The sequence below is a fragment of the Pseudarthrobacter sp. NPDC058362 genome (assembly GCF_042723515.1).
Lineage (GTDB): Bacteria > Actinomycetota > Actinomycetes > Actinomycetales > Micrococcaceae > Arthrobacter.
Genome location: NZ_JBHXIW010000004.1, coordinates 125054 through 142432 on the forward strand (window position 1 = coordinate 125054; position 17379 = coordinate 142432).

Genomic DNA, 17379 nt, shown 5'->3' on the forward strand with positions numbered 1-17379 from the left:
CATCCTGAACGGAACTGCCGGCGGAAGCCGGAGGTTCGCCAAGCCCAACCCAGGATGTCGAGAATGACGTATTATCCCAAGGCCTCAGCCTCCAGCAGCACTTCCCCCAGCGGCGCAGGCGTTTCCGCCTCCGTGAAGTTTCCGGAGGTCGAAGAACGCATCCTGAAGTACTGGGACCAGGACGGCACGTTCCAGGCGAGCATCGACCAGCGCAGTGCCGATGCCCCCGGCGGTGCTCCCGGCAGCAACGAATTCGTCTTCTACGACGGGCCTCCCTTCGCCAACGGCCTGCCCCACTACGGGCACCTCCTCACCGGCTACGCCAAGGACCTGGTGGGCCGCTACCAGACCCAGCGCGGCAAGCGGGTGGAACGCCGGTTTGGCTGGGACACCCACGGCCTTCCCGCCGAGCTCGAAGCCATGAAGCAGCTGGGAATGACGGACAAGACCCAGATTGAAGCCATGGGCATCGACAAGTTCAACGAGGCCTGCCGTGCCTCCGTCATGAAGTACGCCGACGAATGGCGCGACTACGTGACCCGCCAGGCCCGCTGGGTCGACTTCGATAACGACTACAAGACGCTCAACGTTGAATACATGGAATCCGTCCTGTGGGCGTTCAAGCAGCTGCACGACAAGGGCCTGACGTACAACGGCTACCGCGTCCTGCCCTACTGCTGGAAGGACGAGACGCCGCTGTCCAACCACGAACTGCGCATGGACGACGACGTCTACAAGAACCGCCAGGACCAGACCGTCACCGTGACGTTCCCGATCCTGCCGGGGGAGTCGGAGCTCTCGAAGCAGCTCGCAGGAGTGCAGGCGCTCGCCTGGACCACCACGCCCTGGACGCTGCCCACCAACGCTGCGCTCGCCGTCGGCCCTTCCATCACGTATGCCGTGCTGCCTGCCGGCCCCAGCGGGATCAAGGCGGCTGCCGGCGAAGCTCCGGTCACCGGAAGCTTCCTGCTGGCCGTTGACCTGCTGCCGGCGTACGCCAAGGACCTGGGCTATCCGGACGCCGCTGTCGCGGCCGCAGCCATCACTTCCACGCACACGGGCGCGGAGCTGGCCGGTCTGGCCTACCGGCCGCTGTGGCTGGACTTCAGCGACAACGAAAAGTACGGCATGGAGAACGCCTGGCGGATCCTTGCCGCGGACTACGTGACCACCACCGATGGCACGGGGATCGTGCACCAGGCTCCTGCCTACGGTGAAGACGACCAGAAAATCTGCGAAGAAGCCGGTATCCCGGTGATCCTTTCCGTCGACGAAGGCGCCAAATTCCTGCCGCTCTTCAAGCACGGCGACCTCCACGACATCGCGGGACTGCAGGTCTTCGAAGCGAACAAGCCCATCACGCAGGTGCTTCGTGCCCAGGGCCGGCTGGTCAGGCAGGCCAGCTACGAGCATAGCTACCCGCACTGCTGGCGCTGCCGCAACCCCCTGATCTACCGTGCGGTGTCCTCCTGGTACGTGGAAGTGACCAAGTTCAAGGACCGCATGTCCGAGCTGAACCAGGAGATCAACTGGATCCCCGGCAACGTCAAGGACGGCCAGTTCGGCAAGTGGCTGGAAAACGCCCGGGACTGGTCCATCAGCCGCAACCGGTACTGGGGCAGCCCCATTCCGGTGTGGCAGTCCAGCGATCCCGAATACCCCCGCACCGACGTCTACGGTTCGCTGGCCGAGATTGAAGCCGATTTCGGCCGCCTTCCATTGAACAAGGACGGCCAGATTGACCTGCATCGCCCGTTCATCGACGAACTGACCCGGCCCAACCCGGACGATCCCCGCACACCCGAAGAGGGCCAGTCCGTGATGCGCCGCGTCGAGGACGTCCTGGACGTCTGGTTTGACTCCGGTTCCATGCCGTACGGCCAGGTGCACTACCCGTTCCAGAACGAGGCGTGGTTCGACACCCACAACCCGGCCGACTTCATCGTGGAGTACATCGGCCAGACCCGCGGCTGGTTCTACATGCTGCACATCCTCTCCACCGCGCTGTTCGACCGGCCCGCCTTCCGGAACGTCATCAGCCACGGCATCGTGCTGGGCTCCGACGGGCAGAAGATGTCCAAGAGCCTGCGTAACTACCCGGACGTCTCCGAAGTCCTGGACCGCGACGGCTCCGACGCCATGCGCTGGTTCCTGATGTCCAGCCCCATCCTCCGCGGCGGAAACCTGATCGTCACCGAACAGGGCATCCGCGACGGCGTACGCCAGGTCATCCTGCCGCTGTGGAACGTGTACAGCTTCTTCACCCTCTACACGAATGCCGCCAACGGCGGCGCCGGCTATGACGCGAAGCTGCGCTACGACGGCTACGCGGACACCCTGGACCAGTACCTGCTGGCCCACACCGGCGAGCTGGTGCGCAGCATGACCGCCAAGCTTGACGAGTACGACATCTCCGGTGCCTGCGATGCCCTGCGCAGCTACCTGGACATGCTCACCAACTGGTACGTCCGGCGCAGCCGGCAACGGTTCTTCGACGAGGACCACGATGCCTTCGACGCGCTCTTCACGGCGTTGGAGACCGTCACCCGCACGGCCGCGTCCCTGTTGCCACTCGTCACCGAGGAGATCTGGCGCGGACTCACCGGCGGCCGTTCGGTGCACCTGGCCGACTGGCCGGATGCCGGCCTGTTCCCGGCCAACCCGGAGCTGGTCGAAGCCATGGAACGCGTCCAGCAGATCTGCTCCACGGGCTCGTCGCTGCGCAAGGCCGCCAACCTTCGCGTCCGCCTGCCGCTGCAGGAACTTACTGTGGTGGCACCCGGCGCGGATGCGCTGGAAGGGTTCGCCGCCGTCGTTGCCGATGAACTGAACCTGCGCTCGGTCCGCCTGCTGGACGCCGCCACGGCCGCGCCGGAGGAATTCGGCATCCAGCAGAAGCTCGTGGTCAATGCCCGCGCGGCCGGCCCGCGCCTGGGCAAGAACGTCCAGGTTGCCATCAAGGGGTCCAAGTCGGGCGACTGGTCGGTGTCCGAGTCCGGCGTGGTGACTGCCGGCGGGCTGGAGCTTGAGCCGCAGGAGTACACCCTGGAGACCGTGGTTGCTGAGTCCGAAGGCGGTTCCGCATCCGTGGCGGTGCTCCCCGGTGGCGGCTTCGTGGTCCTCAACACCGAGGTCACTCCGGAGCTGGAGGCCGAAGGCCTGGCCCGGGACCTGGTCCGCGCCATCCAGCAGGCCCGCAAGGACGCCGGACTGAACGTGAGCGACCGGATCCGCACCTCCGTCGCCGCACGGCAGAACGTGGTGGACGCCCTCCGGGCCAACGCAGAGCTCGTCAAGGGCGAGACGCTGAGTGTGGACCTCACCGCCGAGCCGGCGGACGTTGACGAGCCCGCCGTCATGGTGTCGAAAGTGGAGGCCTGATCCTATGTCCGAACATTCACACGACGAATTTTCCGTCGAAAGCGTCTACGCGGAACTGCTGGGACGCGCCCCGGAGAACAAGATGGAGCCCCGGCTGGCACCGCTCTTCCGGGCCATGGATGTGCTGGGCGAGCCCAACAAGGCGTTCCCGATCATCCACATCACCGGGACCAACGGCAAGACGTCGACGTCCCGCATGATCGAGTCGGTGCTGCGCGCCCACGGCCTGAGTACCGGACGCTACACCAGCCCGCACCTGTCCAAGGTGACCGAGCGCATCAGTATCGACGGGCACCCGGTTCCGGATGAGACGTTTGTGCGGATCTGGGACGAAATCCGCCCCTACCTGCAGATCGTTGATGCGGAGTTGGAAGCCGATGGCCAGCCCCGGCTGACCTACTTCGAGTGCCTGACCATTCTGGCGTTCGCCGTATTCGCGGACCAGCCGGTGAACGTGGCCATCATCGAGGTGGGGCTCGGCGGCATCACCGACGCCACCAACGTCGGTGACGGCCAGGTGTCGGTGGTTACTCCGATCTCCCTGGACCACACGGACCTCCTGGGTGACACCACCGAGGACATCGCCCACGAGAAGGCCGGAATCATCAAGCCCGGCGGCTACCTCGTCAGCGCCGCGCAGCCGCTGGACGCTGCCCAGGTGCTCCTGGAGAAGGCCAAGGACGTGGGGGTGCCGTTCCGTTTTGAAGGCGTGGAGTTCGGCGTCGAGTCCCGGACTGTTGCGGTGGGCGGCCAGATGGTGACGGTCCAGGGGATCGCAGGCCGTTACCCGGACCTGCTGGTACCCCTGCACGGTGCCCACCAGGCCCAGAACGCTGCCGTGGCCGTAGCCGCGCTGGAAGCATTTTTCGGCGGCGAGAAGGAACTCGACTTCACGGTGCTGCAGGAAGGCTTCGCGCAGGTCACGTCGCCGGGCCGGCTCGAGGTGGTGCGTACGGCTCCGACCATCATCGTGGACGCCGCGCATAACCCGGACGGCATCAAGGCCTCGGCGGCTGCACTCCAGGAAGCATTCACCTTCACCCGGCTGGTGCCGGTAGTGGGCGTGCTGAGGGAAAAGGATGCTGAAGAAATCCTGCGCCAGCTGAAGGAATCCTTCGGCGGAGTGGCGGAGGAATACTGTTTCACGCAGTCCAACTCCCCGCGCGCCGTGCCCGCGGCCGAACTGGCGGAACTCGCAGTGGACCTGGGCTTCGGCGAGGACAACGTGCACATTGCCGAGAGGCTTGACGACGCCCTCGAGTGGGCCGTGGAGCGTGCCGAAGCGAATGACGACCTCTCCGGGGCCGTGTTGGTCACCGGCTCGATCACCCTGGTGGCCGAGGCCCGCATCCTGCTCGGGAAGACGGAGGCGTAGTGATGGCCAGGCTCACCAAGGCCCAGCGTGAATGGCGCCCCGGCATGCCGAAGAAGCGGCGCTCCACCAAAGTCATGTTCGCTTCCACCGTCCTCCTGCTCGAGGCGTTCGTGATGTTCTTTGCGACGTTGGCGGTCTTCGGCCTGCGGCGCGGCGAAATGTCCCCCGTGCTCATCCTGGCCGTGGGTATCGGCCTCAGCCTGGTCATGGTCGCAGCGTGCGCTTTCCTCAACCGCCCCTGGGGCATCGGCCTGGGCTGGGCACTCCAGGCTGTGCTGATCCTCGCCGGGTTCATCGAACCGGCCATGTTCCTGGTGGGCGCCATGTTCGCACTTGCCTGGTGGTATGGCATCCGTACCGGCATCCGGCTTGACCACGAGGGTGCGCAGCGCGAGCGGGAACAGGCCGAATGGGAAGCCGCCCACCCGGACCAGGCAGGCCCGGGCCCGGCGCACCCGGACCAGGCCCCGTAGACTAATGTCCGAAATCCCGCCAAAACGCATTGGAGCAGTTGTGACCACTGAGCGCACCCTCGTCCTGATTAAGCCCGACGGCGTCACCCGTAACCTGACCGGCGCCATCCTGGGCCGGATCGAAGCCAAGGGCTACACGCTGGCTGAACTGAAGAAGGTGGACGCCACCCGCGGGCTGCTGGAGCAGCACTACGAAGAGCACGTCGGCAAGCCGTTCTACGAGCCCCTCGTCGAGTTCATGCTGAGCGGTCCCGTGGTGGCAGCAATTTTCGAAGGCCACCGCGTCATCGAGGGCTTCCGTTCGCTGGCCGGCACCACGGACCCCACGACGGCGGCCCCTGGCACCATCCGCGGCGACTTCGGCCGCGACTGGGGCCTGAAGGTCCAGCAGAACCTGGTGCACGGCTCCGACTCCACCGAGTCCGCCGAGCGCGAGATCAAGATCTGGTTCCAGAACTGATCCACGCGAGATGACAGTTAAGGCCGATGTTCACGAAGAACATCGGCCTTAACTGTCATCTCGCGGAGTTGGTGGGAGCTAGTAGCCGGAGGTTCCGGCGAACACGTGGATGAACGCGAAGAAGATCGTTGCAATCACCGCAATGTACAGCAGGGCAGTGATGATCCAGCCGGAGTCGCCGAGGATTTTGGCTGCTTTGGCCGGAAGGGGAATAACTCCGGCGGTGATGTTGCGGATGGTCACCCACACAAACAGCGGAATCATGGCGGCCCAGACCACCATGCAGAACGGGCAGAGGATGTTGATGACGTAGAGCGCCTGGGACCAGAGCCACACCACGAAGGCGAAGCCCAGCGTGACGCCCACCTGCAGGCCAACCCAGTACCACCGAGCGAAGGTTGCGCCGGCCAGCAGTGCCATGCCAACCGTGATAACCACCGCAAACGCGACGATCCCGATGAACATGTTGGGAAAGCCAAACACGGAGCTCTGCCACGTCTGCATGACCTGTCCGCAGGATATCCACGGGTTAACGTCGCAAACCGTCGTGTGGCTTGGGTCCTTGAGGACTTCGAGCTTCTCCAGCACCAGGACTCCGGAGGCGATCCAGCCGACGACGCCGGTAATCACCAGGAGCCAACCGAACGGCCGGGTGCGGGTCACGGCAGGGACGGGGGCGGCACTGCCGGAGCCTGGTTCAGCGCCCCGGGCCGGCGCGGGTGAGCTGTTGGCGGGGGAGATGCTGGGCATTGGTATAGCGTCCTTCTCATCAGGGTGCTCGTTGCCCCGATTGTAACGCCGCCCGCTGGGAGGGCCTTTCAGCCGCACATGTCCGGGCCGCGCTTCCGCCCCGCAATTGCCGGGGTGTGAGACAATAAGCGTGGCTGGAAGCCGATCCACATTCGGACTCCGGTCCGGTGGCTTGTTTGCAAGACCGCCAATGACGCGCAGGGCAGGCTCCGGTTGTATACGGATCAGACTCCCGCGACTCCATTGGGCGGCACCTGGTTGTAGCACGTAGAACAACGGGTTTCAGGACATCCTGCCGGCTCCCACGGGCTGCCGCACCCCCACGCCGGTGCGAACCTGGGAGTATCCACTTGACTTCTGTCAACGCCTGCGGGTTTTGACAATATTTGCCCCAATGGGTGCCGGATGTGGCGGTACGTCAGGGGCAGGAGTGTTGCCACGTATGGAAAATGAACAAGGTTTGGCCGTTAACGAAGAAGCTGTTGCGGCGGATGCCGCCGTTGCCCCCAAGAAAGCCACCAGGACCCGGCGCAAGGCTGCGCCCAAGAAAGACGCCGCAGAAGCCACGGCACACGTTGACCCTGCACTGGCTGAACCGGAACTGAGCGAGCCGCAGCTGGCTGAACCGTCCCTGGGCGAGCCGGCGCTCACCGAAACTGGGCTTACCGAAACTGGGATTACCGAAACTTCGCTGACTGAAACCGCCGGCCGTGCAGATTCCGGCGGGGAAGTACCAGCTGCGGCGAAGGCTGCCCCTGCCCGCCGCACCCGGGCCCGCAAGAAACCGGAGGCCGCACCGTCTGCTGCTGATGCAACCCCAGTAGTCAAGGGTGACGTTCCGCCCGCCGACTCTCTACAGAGCGAAGTCGCGGGGGACGGCAGCGGGGACCCTGCCGTCCCCGCAGACGCCGGTCAGGAAACCTCAGGGGAGCCGGACGCCAAACCGGTGCGCCGCCGTCGTACGTCAACGCGCAAGGCGCAGGCAGCCGCTCCCGATGCTGCCGCGGAGGAAGCTCCGGCCGCCGACGCAACCGAAACTGTCGAGCCCGCAGCCGCAACCCCCTCAGCTGAAACCCCGGCACCGGAAGCCGCCGCAGGGCCCGCGGAGGCAGGAACCCCTGTGGCAGGACCCGCCCAGGACGACACAGCCCAAAAAGACACCGCGCAGACCGAAGACGCACCGGCCACCCCGTTCGGATCGCTGTTCATGGAACCCGGTTCCGCGACCTCGGTCTTGTTCCAGGCCCCGGATCTGAGCACTGTTGCCCGGCCCGCGCCCGTAGCCGTAGAAGCTGACCAGGATGACGTGGACGAGGACGATTCCGAGGAGCCTGGCAGCAGGCGCCGCCGCCGCAGCCGTGGCCGCCGTGGCCGCAGCCGCTCCGACCGTGACGGCGAAGCCGCGGACGGCCAGGAAGACGAAGACACCGCCGATGAAGACACCGCCGGACCGGTCGAAGAAGGCGTAACGTCGCGACGGCGCCGCCGCCGTCGTCGCGGCGACCAGGACCTTGAACTCACCGGCGGCGAGGACGACGACCCGCCCAACACGGTTACCCGCGTCCGCGCACCCCGCCCCGCGAGCGACATTCCCGTCAGCAACCGTGTCACCAGCGTCAAGGGTTCCACCCGCCTGGAAGCCAAGAAGCAGCGCCGCCGCGAATCCCGCGACACCGGCCGTCGCCGCACCGTCATCACCGAGGCGGAATTCCTGGCACGCCGGGAATCCGTGGACCGGCAGATGATCGTCCGGCAGCGCGACGACAGAATCCAGATCGGCGTCCTGGAAGACGGCGTCCTGGCCGAGCACTTCGTCTCGAAGACCCAGCAGGACTCACTGATCGGCAACGTCTACCTGGGCAAGGTCCAGAACGTGCTGCCCTCCATGGAGGCCGCGTTCGTAGACATCGGCCGCGGCCGCAACGCCGTCCTTTACGCCGGTGAAGTCAACTGGGACGTTGTGAACCTGGAGGGCAAGCAGCGCCGAATCGAGAACGCGCTGAAGTCCGGCGACACCGTCCTGGTGCAGGTCACCAAGGACCCCGTGGGCCACAAGGGCGCCCGCCTCACCAGCCAGATTTCGCTGCCGGGCCGCTACCTGGTGTACGTCCCGGGCGGGTCAATGACCGGAATCTCCCGGAAGTTGCCGGACGTGGAGCGCAACCGCCTCAAGCGAATCCTCAAAGACCGCCTGCCGGAGCATGCCGGCGTCATTGTGCGCACGGCCGCTGAGGGTGCCTCCGAAGAAGAGCTGACGCACGACATCAACCGCCTCCGCGCGCAGTGGGAAGGCATCGAAAACCAGTCGAAGTCCACCAAGATCCTTGCCCCGGAACTGCTCTACGGTGAACCGGACCTGACCATCAAAGTGGTCCGTGACGTCTTCAACGAGGATTTCTCCAAGCTGATCGTTTCCGGCGAGGAAGCCTGGGACACCATCGAGGCCTATGTGACCTACGTGGCTCCGGACCTGGTAGGCAGGCTGGAAAAGTGGACCCAGGACCAGGACATCTTCTCCGCCTGGCGTATCGACGAGCAGATCCACAAGGCCCTCGAGCGCAAGGTCTTCCTGCCCTCGGGCGGCTCCCTGGTGATCGACCGGACCGAAGCCATGACCGTGGTGGACGTCAACACCGGCAAGTTCACCGGCAGCGGCGGCAACCTCGAGGAAACCGTCACCAAGAACAACCTCGAAGCTGCCGAGGAAGTTGTCCGCCAATTGCGCCTGCGTGACATCGGCGGCATCATCGTCATCGACTTCATCGACATGGTGCTCGAGTCCAACCGCGACCTGGTCCTGCGCCGCCTGGTGGAGTGCCTGGGCCGCGACCGCACCAAGCACCAGGTTGCCGAGGTTACGTCCTTGGGCCTGGTCCAGATGACGCGCAAGCGCATGGGTACGGGCCTCCTCGAGGTCTTCGGCGAGCAGTGCGAGGCCTGCGCGGGCCGTGGCATGATCACGCACGATGACCCAGTAGAGCACCGCCGCGCCAACACTGTGGCGGCTGAACACCACGTTCACCGTGCCGACAACCGCGGCGAATCCAGGGGCGAGGGTCCGCGCAACGAGAACCAGCGCGGCGACAGCAACCAGCCGGGCGGACGGGAGCGCAAGCGCCGGCGCGGCCGGGGCGGCCAGCAGGCAGAAGTGACGCCGGCGGCGGCACCCCCCGTCCAGCTCCACACGGTCCACCCGGACCCGTCCGACGCCGAACGCCACGCCAAGGCAGAGGCGACCCGCCTGGCCCTGGCCAACATCGCGGCCGCGGCCCATGCGGCGCACCTCCACGACGACGAGGTGGCAGCAAGCAAGCAGGCAGCATCAGCTGCCGCGCCCGCGGCGCCGGTGCCCGCTGAACGCGTCGCGGAAGCGGAAAAGCGCGACGCCGTTGCTTCCGCCCGGCCCGCAGCAGTGCTCACCTTCGGCGGCGAGAAGGTTGCGCTGCCGTTCGTGGAGCACACGGAAGAGCAGCAGCCCCAGCCTTCGCTCTCCCTGGACCGCCTGGCCGAGGCGTTCGCACACCTGGGCGGTCCCGTCAGCGAGGAGGAAGCTGCACCGGCAGCTGCCGCCGCCGAGCCAGCAGCACCCGCTGCTTTGGCCGTACCGGTTTCTGCAGCTCCAGCGGCTCCCGCAGGTGCGTCCGCGGAGAAGGACTACTCCGACCACACGCTGGAGCAGTCCCGCCAGCGGAGGCCGCGCCGCAACCGGAGCGCGAGCCGTGCCCAAGGCGCAGCCAACGCCACCACGGTGGAGCAGCACGAAAACGTGCCGGTCCCGGCCGCCGGGCACTCCCACGCGGCCAAGGCTCCGGAACCTGCCGCGGGCCCCGCGCCGGAAACAGCCCCGCCAGCCGCGAAGCAGGCGGAGGAGCCCATCATCCTCGGCGTCGGGGTGCCGGCCTCGGAGCTGTAGCCCGGGCAAGCGCCCTCCGGAAGTCCCCGTCTCATGGACTTTTCCCTCTGGAAACCCCGGGGGAGAAGTTCATAAGGCGGGGATTTCTGCGTCCGGGACGGCAAAAAGGCTAGGCTGGGAAACCGACACGGGGTGCCGCGCAGAGGGCGGCTGAGATCCAGACCCGTTGAACCTGTCCGGTTAGCACCGGCGAAGGGATGTCTCTTGTCATCGATCACTGTCCTGCCACAAGTGCGGGAAACTGGCGCCGCACTGTCCCGCATCCCGCGCGTCCTGTCCATTGCCGGCTCCGATCCCTCCGGCGGCGCCGGCATCCAGGCGGACCTGAAGAGCATCGCCGCCCACGGAGGGTACGGCATGGCTGCCATTACGGCGCTCACCGCGCAAAACACCCGTGGCGTGCAGGCAGTGCACGTTCCGCCCGCAGCTTTTCTGGCACAGCAGCTCGATGCCATCAGCGAAGACATTACGGTGGACGCGGTCAAGATCGGCATGCTCGGCGAGGCAGCGGTCATTGAAGTGGTGCGGGCCTGGCTCGAGAAGGCGCGCCCCGCCGTCGTGGTCCTCGACCCGGTGATGGTTGCCACCAGCGGCGCCCGGCTCCTGCAGGAGTCCGCCGAGGCCGCCCTGCGCGCCTTGTTGCCACTGGCGGACCTCATTACCCCGAACCTCGCCGAACTGGCGGTCCTCGTTGGCGAAGAGCAGCAGTCCACCTGGGCTGGGGCCCTGGACCAGGGCCGGCGGCTTGCCCGTGCAACCGGCGCGACGGTCCTGGTCAAAGGGGGCCATCTCGCAGGCCGGGACTGCCCGGATGCGTTGGTGGACACGTCCGGCCGGCTGTCCGCGGAAGTGGTGGAACTGCCGGGCGAGCGGGTCGCTACGTGGAACAGCCACGGCACGGGCTGCTCCCTGTCCTCGGCGATGGCCACAATCCAGGCCCGGCTCGGACATTGGGAAGCATCGCTTCGGGAGGTCAAGCCATGGCTGGCGGGCGCACTGGCTGCTTCGGGCCAGCTGTCGGTGGGAACGGGAAACGGCCCCGTGCACCATTTCCACCACCAGGACGTCCCGCGCCCTGAAGGTGCCTTCGCCCGGCAGCTCTGGGCGGACGCCGAGGACTACCTCGAGGACATTTTTGCCCTGCCCTTCATCCAGGCGCTGGCCGCGGGAAACCTGTCCGAAAGCGAGTTTGCGTATTACCTCGCCCAGGACGCCATCTACCTCAACGGCTACTCACGGGTGCTGGCCCGGACCAGCGCGCTGGCGCCCACGGAGGCCGAACAGTTGTTCTGGGCAGGCTCTGCGCAGCAATGCCTGGAGGTCGAGTCGGAGCTGCACCGTTCCTGGCTCAGCACCCGGCCGGCGCAGGGCGGACTGGGCCCCGTGACCAAGACGTACGTGGATCACCTGACGGCAGCGTCGGCGTCGGGCAGTTATGCGGTGCTCACCGCCGCGGTGCTGCCCTGCTTTTGGCTATATGCGGAGGTAGGGCGCACGCTGCACGCAGGATTCGTGGCAGCGGGGGAGCCGGCCGGACACCCCTACGCCGATTGGCTGCGCACGTACGCGGACGAAGCCTTCGCGGCGGCGACGCGCCGGGCCGTGGCCATCGTGGACGAGGCCGGGCGGAACGCATCCGAAACGGAGAGGACCGCCATGGTGACAGCGTTCCGGCACTCGTGCCGGCTGGAAGTGGAATTCTTCGACGCGCCGCGCCTGCATTCCTGACCGTAACGGGGCTTGTCTGCGGCTACTATGGTGGGGCACGGTCCCGGCGCCGGAGCAACCTGTGGCTACTATCACAGACGACCCGCCGGAACCAGCCTCATTTGCGGCCGAAGCCAAAACTAGCGTATTCTAGATCTTCGGTGCTTACGCCAACACTTGGGTTATGACCCTGGGGGTCGCCGCGTGTCCAGGACATGCTGCAATTTCTTCCGGGATAGCTCACGGGTTCCCCCGGGAAATCCACGGCGTTGAGGCACAGCGGAAACCCAGCCACTCAGCGCCGGGTGCCGCACGCAAATTTAGTAATAAACGTCGAGAGAAGTGAGTTCCCAAGTGGTGTACGCGATTGTCCGCGCAGGCGGCCGCCAAGAGAAGGTTTCCGTTGGAGACTTCGTTACCCTGAACCGCGTCGCCGGTGGAGCCGGCAGCACCATTGAGCTGCCCGCACTGCTCCTGGTAGACGGTGACAAGGTCACCTCCGCCGCTGCTGACCTGGCCAAGGTGACTGTTACGGCTGAGATCCTCCAGGACCTCCGTGGTCCTAAAATTGTGATCCAGAAGTTCAAGAACAAGACCGGTTACAAGAAGCGCCAGGGTCACCGCCAGGAACTGACCAAGGTCAAGATCACCGGCATCAAGTAACCACCGGTTACTGTTCAGGTTTTTCAGCAGATTCCCCAGAATTTAGAGGCAGGCATTTCAGATGGCACATAAAAAGGGCGCGAGCTCCACTCGCAACGGTCGTGACTCCAACGCTCAGTACCTCGGCGTGAAGCGCTTCGGCGGCCAGGTTGTTTCCGCAGGCGAAATCATCGTCCGCCAGCGCGGCACCCACTTCCACCCGGGCGCCGGCGTTGGACGTGGCGGCGACGACACCCTGTTCGCACTGACCCCGGGAGCCGTTGAATTCGGTACCCGCCGCGGTCGTCGCGTCGTCAACATCGTTGCTGCTGCGGCTGCAGAGTAACAAACAGTTCTGAAGCGGTGGAGCGGGCCATACGGTCCGCTCCACTGTTCTTTTAACCGCATTACAATCGTCTTGGCGTCCAGCGGCGCCGGGAAACAGCATTTGAGGAGATCCACGTGGCCAGCTTTGTAGACCGGGTAGTACTGCACGTATCCGGCGGTACCGGCGGCCATGGGTGCGTCTCCGTCCACCGCGAAAAGTTCAAGCCGCTCGGCGGTCCCGACGGCGGCAATGGCGGCAATGGCGGCGACGTCATCCTTCGCGTGGATCACCAGACCACCACCCTCCTTGATTACCACCACGCACCGCACCGGCATGCCACCAACGGCGGCCCCGGCATGGGCGACTGGCGCGGCGGCAAGAACGGCGAGACCCTGGTCCTGCCCGTTCCGGACGGCACCGTGGTCAAGTCCAAGGACGGCACCGTCCTGGCGGACCTCGTGGGCGAAGGCGCCGAATTCGTGGCGGCCGCCGGCGGAATCGGCGGCCTGGGCAACGCAGCGCTGTCGTCGCAGAAGCGCCGGGCTCCCGGGTTCGCGCTGCTCGGCATCGAGGGCGAATCCCGCGACATCGTCCTGGAACTGAAGTCCATCGCCGACATCGCGTTGGTCGGCTTCCCGTCCGCGGGCAAGTCCAGCCTCATCGCTGCCATGTCCGCCGCGCGGCCGAAGATTGCGGACTACCCCTTCACAACCCTCATCCCCAACCTCGGCGTGGTCCAGGCGGGCGATGTCCGGTTCACCATCGCCGACGTGCCTGGCCTGATCGAAGGCGCCAGCGAGGGCAAGGGCCTTGGCCACCACTTCCTCCGCCACGTGGAACGCTGCGCAGCGCTGGTCCACGTTCTGGACTGCGGCACGCTTGAATCGGACCGCGATCCGCTCTCTGACCTTGCCATCATTGAGGCTGAACTCGAAAAGTACGCCGTGGACATGAGCTACGCGGGCCAGGACGGCGAAGTTATGCCCCTCAACCACCGCCCGCGCCTGGTAGCCCTGAACAAGGTGGACCTGCCGGACGGCAAGGATATGGCCGACTTCGTCCGCCCCGAGCTGGAGTCCCGCGGCTACCGCGTCTTCGAGGTCTCCGCCACCAGCCATGAGGGCCTGCGCCAGCTGGGCTTCGCGATGGCAGAAATCGTCAAGGCCGCCCGGGACGCCGTGGCCGCAGCACCGCCCAAGGTACAGCCTGTCGTTCTGCGTCCCCGTGCGGTCAACGAGACCGGCTTCCGGATCCGCCGGGAGGAGAAGGGCTTGGAACCGCTGTTCCGCGTCCTCGGCGAGAAGCCCGTGCGCTGGGTCAAGCAGACGGACTTCACCAACGAGGAGGCCATCGGCTACCTGGCGGACCGCCTGGCCAAGCTGGGTGTGGAAACCGAGCTGTTCAAGCAGGGCGCCAAGCCCGGCGACACCGTGGTCATCGGTGAGGACGACGGCGTGGTCTTCGACTGGGAGCCCACCATGATGGCAGGCGCCGAGCTCCTGGCGTCCCCGCGCGGCACCGACGTCCGGTTCGCGGACATCGGCGACCGCCCCACCCGGAACCAGAAGCGCGAAGAACAGCAGGAGCGCAAGGACGCCAAGGCTGCGGCCCGGGCCGAGCTCGAGGCCGAGCGCAAGGCGGGCATCTGGACCGAGTCCGTGAGCAGCCGGCGCGTGGCCAAGCCCCTCAAGGAGAGTGGACTGGACGCAGGCGATGAGTTCTAGGCCCGCAGCAGCGCCCTTTTCCATGGCCGCAGCAGCGCCCACAGAAGCCACTGAGCCGGCGTCCGACCGGAGCGTGTTGGCCAACGCCCGCCGGATCGTGGTCAAGGTCGGCTCGTCCTCCCTGACCAGCATCAAGGGCGGCATCTCCGAGGAGTCCCTGACCAGCCTCGCCGACGCCCTCGCGGCGAAGCGGAACACGGGCGCGGAGATCATCCTGGTGTCCTCCGGTGCCATTGCGGCCGGGCTCGCGCCGCTGGGACTGGCCAAGCGCCCCCGGGACCTTGCCACCCAGCAGGCTGCTGCCAGCGTGGGCCAGGGCCTGCTCATGGCCAGGTACACGCAGGCATTCGGCGCCCACGGCGTCACGGTCAGCCAGGTCCTCCTCACGGCGGAGGACCTGATGCGCCGCAGCCAGCACGCCAACGCCTTCCGGGCGCTCAACCGCCTCCTTAACCTCGGGGTGGTGCCGGTGGTCAACGAAAACGACACGGTGGCCACGCACGAGATCCGCTTCGGTGACAACGACCGCCTTGCAGCACTGGTGGCCCACCTGGTCCGCGCCGACGCGCTGGTGCTGCTCTCCGACGTCGACTCCCTCTACGACGGTCCGCCCGCCCACGGGGCCAAGCGGATTCCGCTGGTGGAAGGCCCGCAGGATCTGGAGGGTGTCTCCATCGGCAAGGCGGGCAAAGCCGGCGTGGGAACCGGCGGGATGCTGACCAAGGTTGAGGCTGCCACCATGGCCGCCGGTTCCGGCATCCACGCCCTGGTCACGTCAACGCCGAACGCCGCGGCGGCACTCCGCGGCGAGGACGTGGGCACTTGGTTCACCGTAAACGGCGCCCGCAAACCGGTCCGGCTGCTCTGGCTGGCCCACATCGCGTCAGTCCAGGGCCGCCTGGTCCTGGACGAAGGAGCGGTCCGCGCCGTGCGGCACCACCGGACGTCCCTGCTCCCTGCCGGGATTTCCGCGGTGCACGGAGAGTTTGAAGCCGGCGACGCCGTCGAGATAGCGGCTGCCGACGGCACCGTGGTGGCGCGCGGACTGGTCAACTACTCCTCGGCGGAGCTTCCCCGCATGCTGGGGCGCACCACCATGGAGTTGGGGGAGGAGCTGGGCAGCGGCTACGAGCGTGAAGTTGTTCACGTTGACGACCTGGTGCTGGTCCGAGCCGTCCGCTCGCCTAAACTTGGACTATGACTGAGGCCCTGATCCATAACGCTGCTGAAAATTCCGGAGAGACCAACGCGGCTGCCCAGGCGCAGCCGCTGGAATCCGCGGAGGCTCCGGCGTCGGGCACTGTGACTTCCGGCACTGAGGCTTCAGTTGCTGGGTCGTCGGGCGCTGTTCCCTTGTCCGAGGAAGAAGTCGAGGCCGGCGTCCACGCCATTGCAGACCGTTCGCGCCATGCTGCCCGCCGGATGGCCATGGCCAACCGGGCCTGGAAGGACCGGGCGCTGCGCGCCGTCTGTGCCGCACTTGAAGAGAACCAGCAGGCCATCCTCGCAGCCAACGCCGAAGATGTAGCCCGGGGCAAGGCCAACGGAACCTCTGCGGCCATGCTGGACCGGCTCACGCTGACGCCTGCCCGCATCCAGGGTTTGGCCGATGCTTTGGAGAACCTGGCGAACCTGCCGGACCCGGTAGGCAACGTGGTCCGCGGCCAGACGCTGCCCAACGGCCTGCGCCTGCGCCAGGTCAACGTTCCCATGGGCGTGGTGGCAGCCATCTATGAGGCCCGCCCCAACGTCACCGTGGACATCGCCGGTCTCGCCCTCAAGAGCGGCAACGCCGTCATCCTCCGCGGTGGAAGCGCCGCGGAATCCACTAACGAGGTCCTGGTGCGGATCCTGCGTGAGGCGCTGGAATCCGTGGGCCTGCCCGCGGACGCCGTCCAGACGGTGGACCAGTACGGCCGCGCCGGTGCGACGGCCCTGATGCGCGCCCGCGGCCGCGTTGACGTCCTGATTCCCCGCGGCGGCCGCGAACTGATCCAGTCGGTCGTCACCAACTCCGCCGTGCCGGTCATCGAGACCGGCGAGGGCAATGTGCACATCTTCATTGATGAGTCCGCCGGCGAAGAGATGGCCGTAGAAATCCTGCTCAACGCGAAGACCCAGCGCCCCAGCGTGTGCAACACCGTGGAGACGCTCCTGGTGCACTCGGGCTCCACGGTGCTTCCCGCCGTCGCGACCGCGCTGCAGAAGGCCGGCGTCAGGCTGCACGTGGACGAACGCATCCGCGCCGCGTTGCCGGCGGGCGTGGCGGCTGAGGCCGCGACGGACGAGGACTGGGGGACCGAGTACATGGACCTGGATCTCGCCGTGGCCATGGTGGACAGCCTTGACCAAGCGGTCAAGCACATCCGAACGTGGTCCACCGGCCACACCGAGGCGATCCTCACCAACAACCTGGCCAACGCGGAGCGGTTCATCGCCGAGATCGATTCGGCGGCGGTGATTGTCAACGCCTCCACCCGCTTCACGGACGGCGGCGAGCTGGGCCTGGGCGCCGAAGTGGGCATCTCCACGCAGAAGCTGCACGCGCGCGGTCCGATGGGCCTGACGGAGCTCACCACCACCAAGTGGATCGTCCAGGGCGAGGGCCAGGTCCGCGGGTAGCAAC

General features: G+C 66.6%; 12 protein-coding genes and 1 riboswitch. Of the genes, 11 read left to right on the forward strand and 1 reads right to left on the reverse strand.

Features of this window, described 5'->3' with window-relative positions; genetic code table 11:
- Positions 1-63: 63 nt before the first annotated feature.
- The 4 genes from ileS to ndk are packed head-to-tail and all read left to right on the forward strand — an operon-like array spanning position 64 to position 5689.
- Entirely contained in the window at positions 64-3381 is a 3318-nt protein-coding gene (ileS, locus tag ACFWIX_RS10290; RefSeq protein WP_377216020.1) for an isoleucine--tRNA ligase, read from the forward strand.
- A 4-nt stretch (positions 3382-3385) separates the two neighbouring features.
- Positions 3386-4756: a bifunctional folylpolyglutamate synthase/dihydrofolate synthase gene (locus ACFWIX_RS10295; protein ID WP_377216021.1), complete on the forward strand. Its 1371-nt coding sequence runs from the start codon at positions 3386-3388 to the stop codon at positions 4754-4756.
- Between the two features lie 2 nt (positions 4757-4758).
- The gene (locus tag ACFWIX_RS10300) at positions 4759-5229 is read left to right on the forward strand and encodes a DUF4233 domain-containing protein (protein WP_377216022.1); all 471 of its coding nucleotides are present in this window, start codon (positions 4759-4761) and stop codon (positions 5227-5229) included.
- Between the two features lie 40 nt (positions 5230-5269).
- Positions 5270-5689 carry a nucleoside-diphosphate kinase gene (gene ndk / locus ACFWIX_RS10305; RefSeq protein WP_377216023.1) on the forward strand — a complete coding sequence of 140 codons (420 nt, stop codon included), beginning with the start codon at positions 5270-5272 and terminating at the stop codon, positions 5687-5689.
- Positions 5690-5767: 78 nt separating this feature from the next.
- Here the strand turns inward: ndk and ACFWIX_RS10310 are convergent, their stop codons facing one another.
- The gene (locus ACFWIX_RS10310) at positions 5768-6439 is read right to left on the reverse strand and encodes a vitamin K epoxide reductase family protein (RefSeq protein WP_377216024.1); all 672 of its coding nucleotides are present in this window, start codon (positions 6437-6439) and stop codon (positions 5768-5770) included.
- A gap of 442 nt (positions 6440-6881) precedes the next feature.
- Here ACFWIX_RS10310 and ACFWIX_RS10315 point away from each other — a divergent pair, with 442 nt between their 5' ends.
- From ACFWIX_RS10315 to ACFWIX_RS10345, 7 genes are all read left to right on the forward strand, one after another.
- On the forward strand, positions 6882-10352 hold the full coding sequence (locus ACFWIX_RS10315; protein WP_377216025.1) for an Rne/Rng family ribonuclease: 3471 nt from the start codon (positions 6882-6884) through the stop codon (positions 10350-10352).
- Positions 10353-10470: 118 nt separating this feature from the next.
- Positions 10471-10567, forward strand: a riboswitch (TPP riboswitch).
- Complete coding sequence (locus tag ACFWIX_RS10320) at positions 10557-12080, forward strand: bifunctional hydroxymethylpyrimidine kinase/phosphomethylpyrimidine kinase (protein ID WP_377216026.1); 1524 nt, start codon at positions 10557-10559, stop codon at positions 12078-12080. Its footprint overlaps the riboswitch before it by 11 nt.
- Before the next feature lie 333 nt (positions 12081-12413).
- Complete coding sequence (gene rplU, locus ACFWIX_RS10325) at positions 12414-12722, forward strand: 50S ribosomal protein L21 (protein ID WP_003803420.1); 309 nt, start codon at positions 12414-12416, stop codon at positions 12720-12722.
- 61 nt (positions 12723-12783) lie between these two features.
- Positions 12784-13047: a 50S ribosomal protein L27 gene (gene rpmA, locus ACFWIX_RS10330; protein ID WP_009372867.1), complete on the forward strand. Its 264-nt coding sequence runs from the start codon at positions 12784-12786 to the stop codon at positions 13045-13047.
- Positions 13048-13163: 116 nt separating this feature from the next.
- Positions 13164-14753, forward strand: coding sequence for a GTPase ObgE (gene obgE, locus ACFWIX_RS10335; RefSeq protein ID WP_377216027.1), 1590 nt, complete (start codon positions 13164-13166; stop codon positions 14751-14753).
- 22 nt (positions 14754-14775) lie between these two features.
- Positions 14776-15954 (forward strand): glutamate 5-kinase, encoded by a 1179-nt coding sequence (gene proB, locus ACFWIX_RS10340; protein ID WP_377216187.1) that lies wholly within the window; start codon positions 14776-14778, stop codon positions 15952-15954.
- Positions 15951-17375: a glutamate-5-semialdehyde dehydrogenase gene (locus ACFWIX_RS10345; protein WP_377216028.1), complete on the forward strand. Its 1425-nt coding sequence runs from the start codon at positions 15951-15953 to the stop codon at positions 17373-17375. The genes proB and ACFWIX_RS10345 overlap by 4 nt, the downstream gene beginning before the upstream one ends.
- Positions 17376-17379 lie beyond the last annotated feature (4 nt).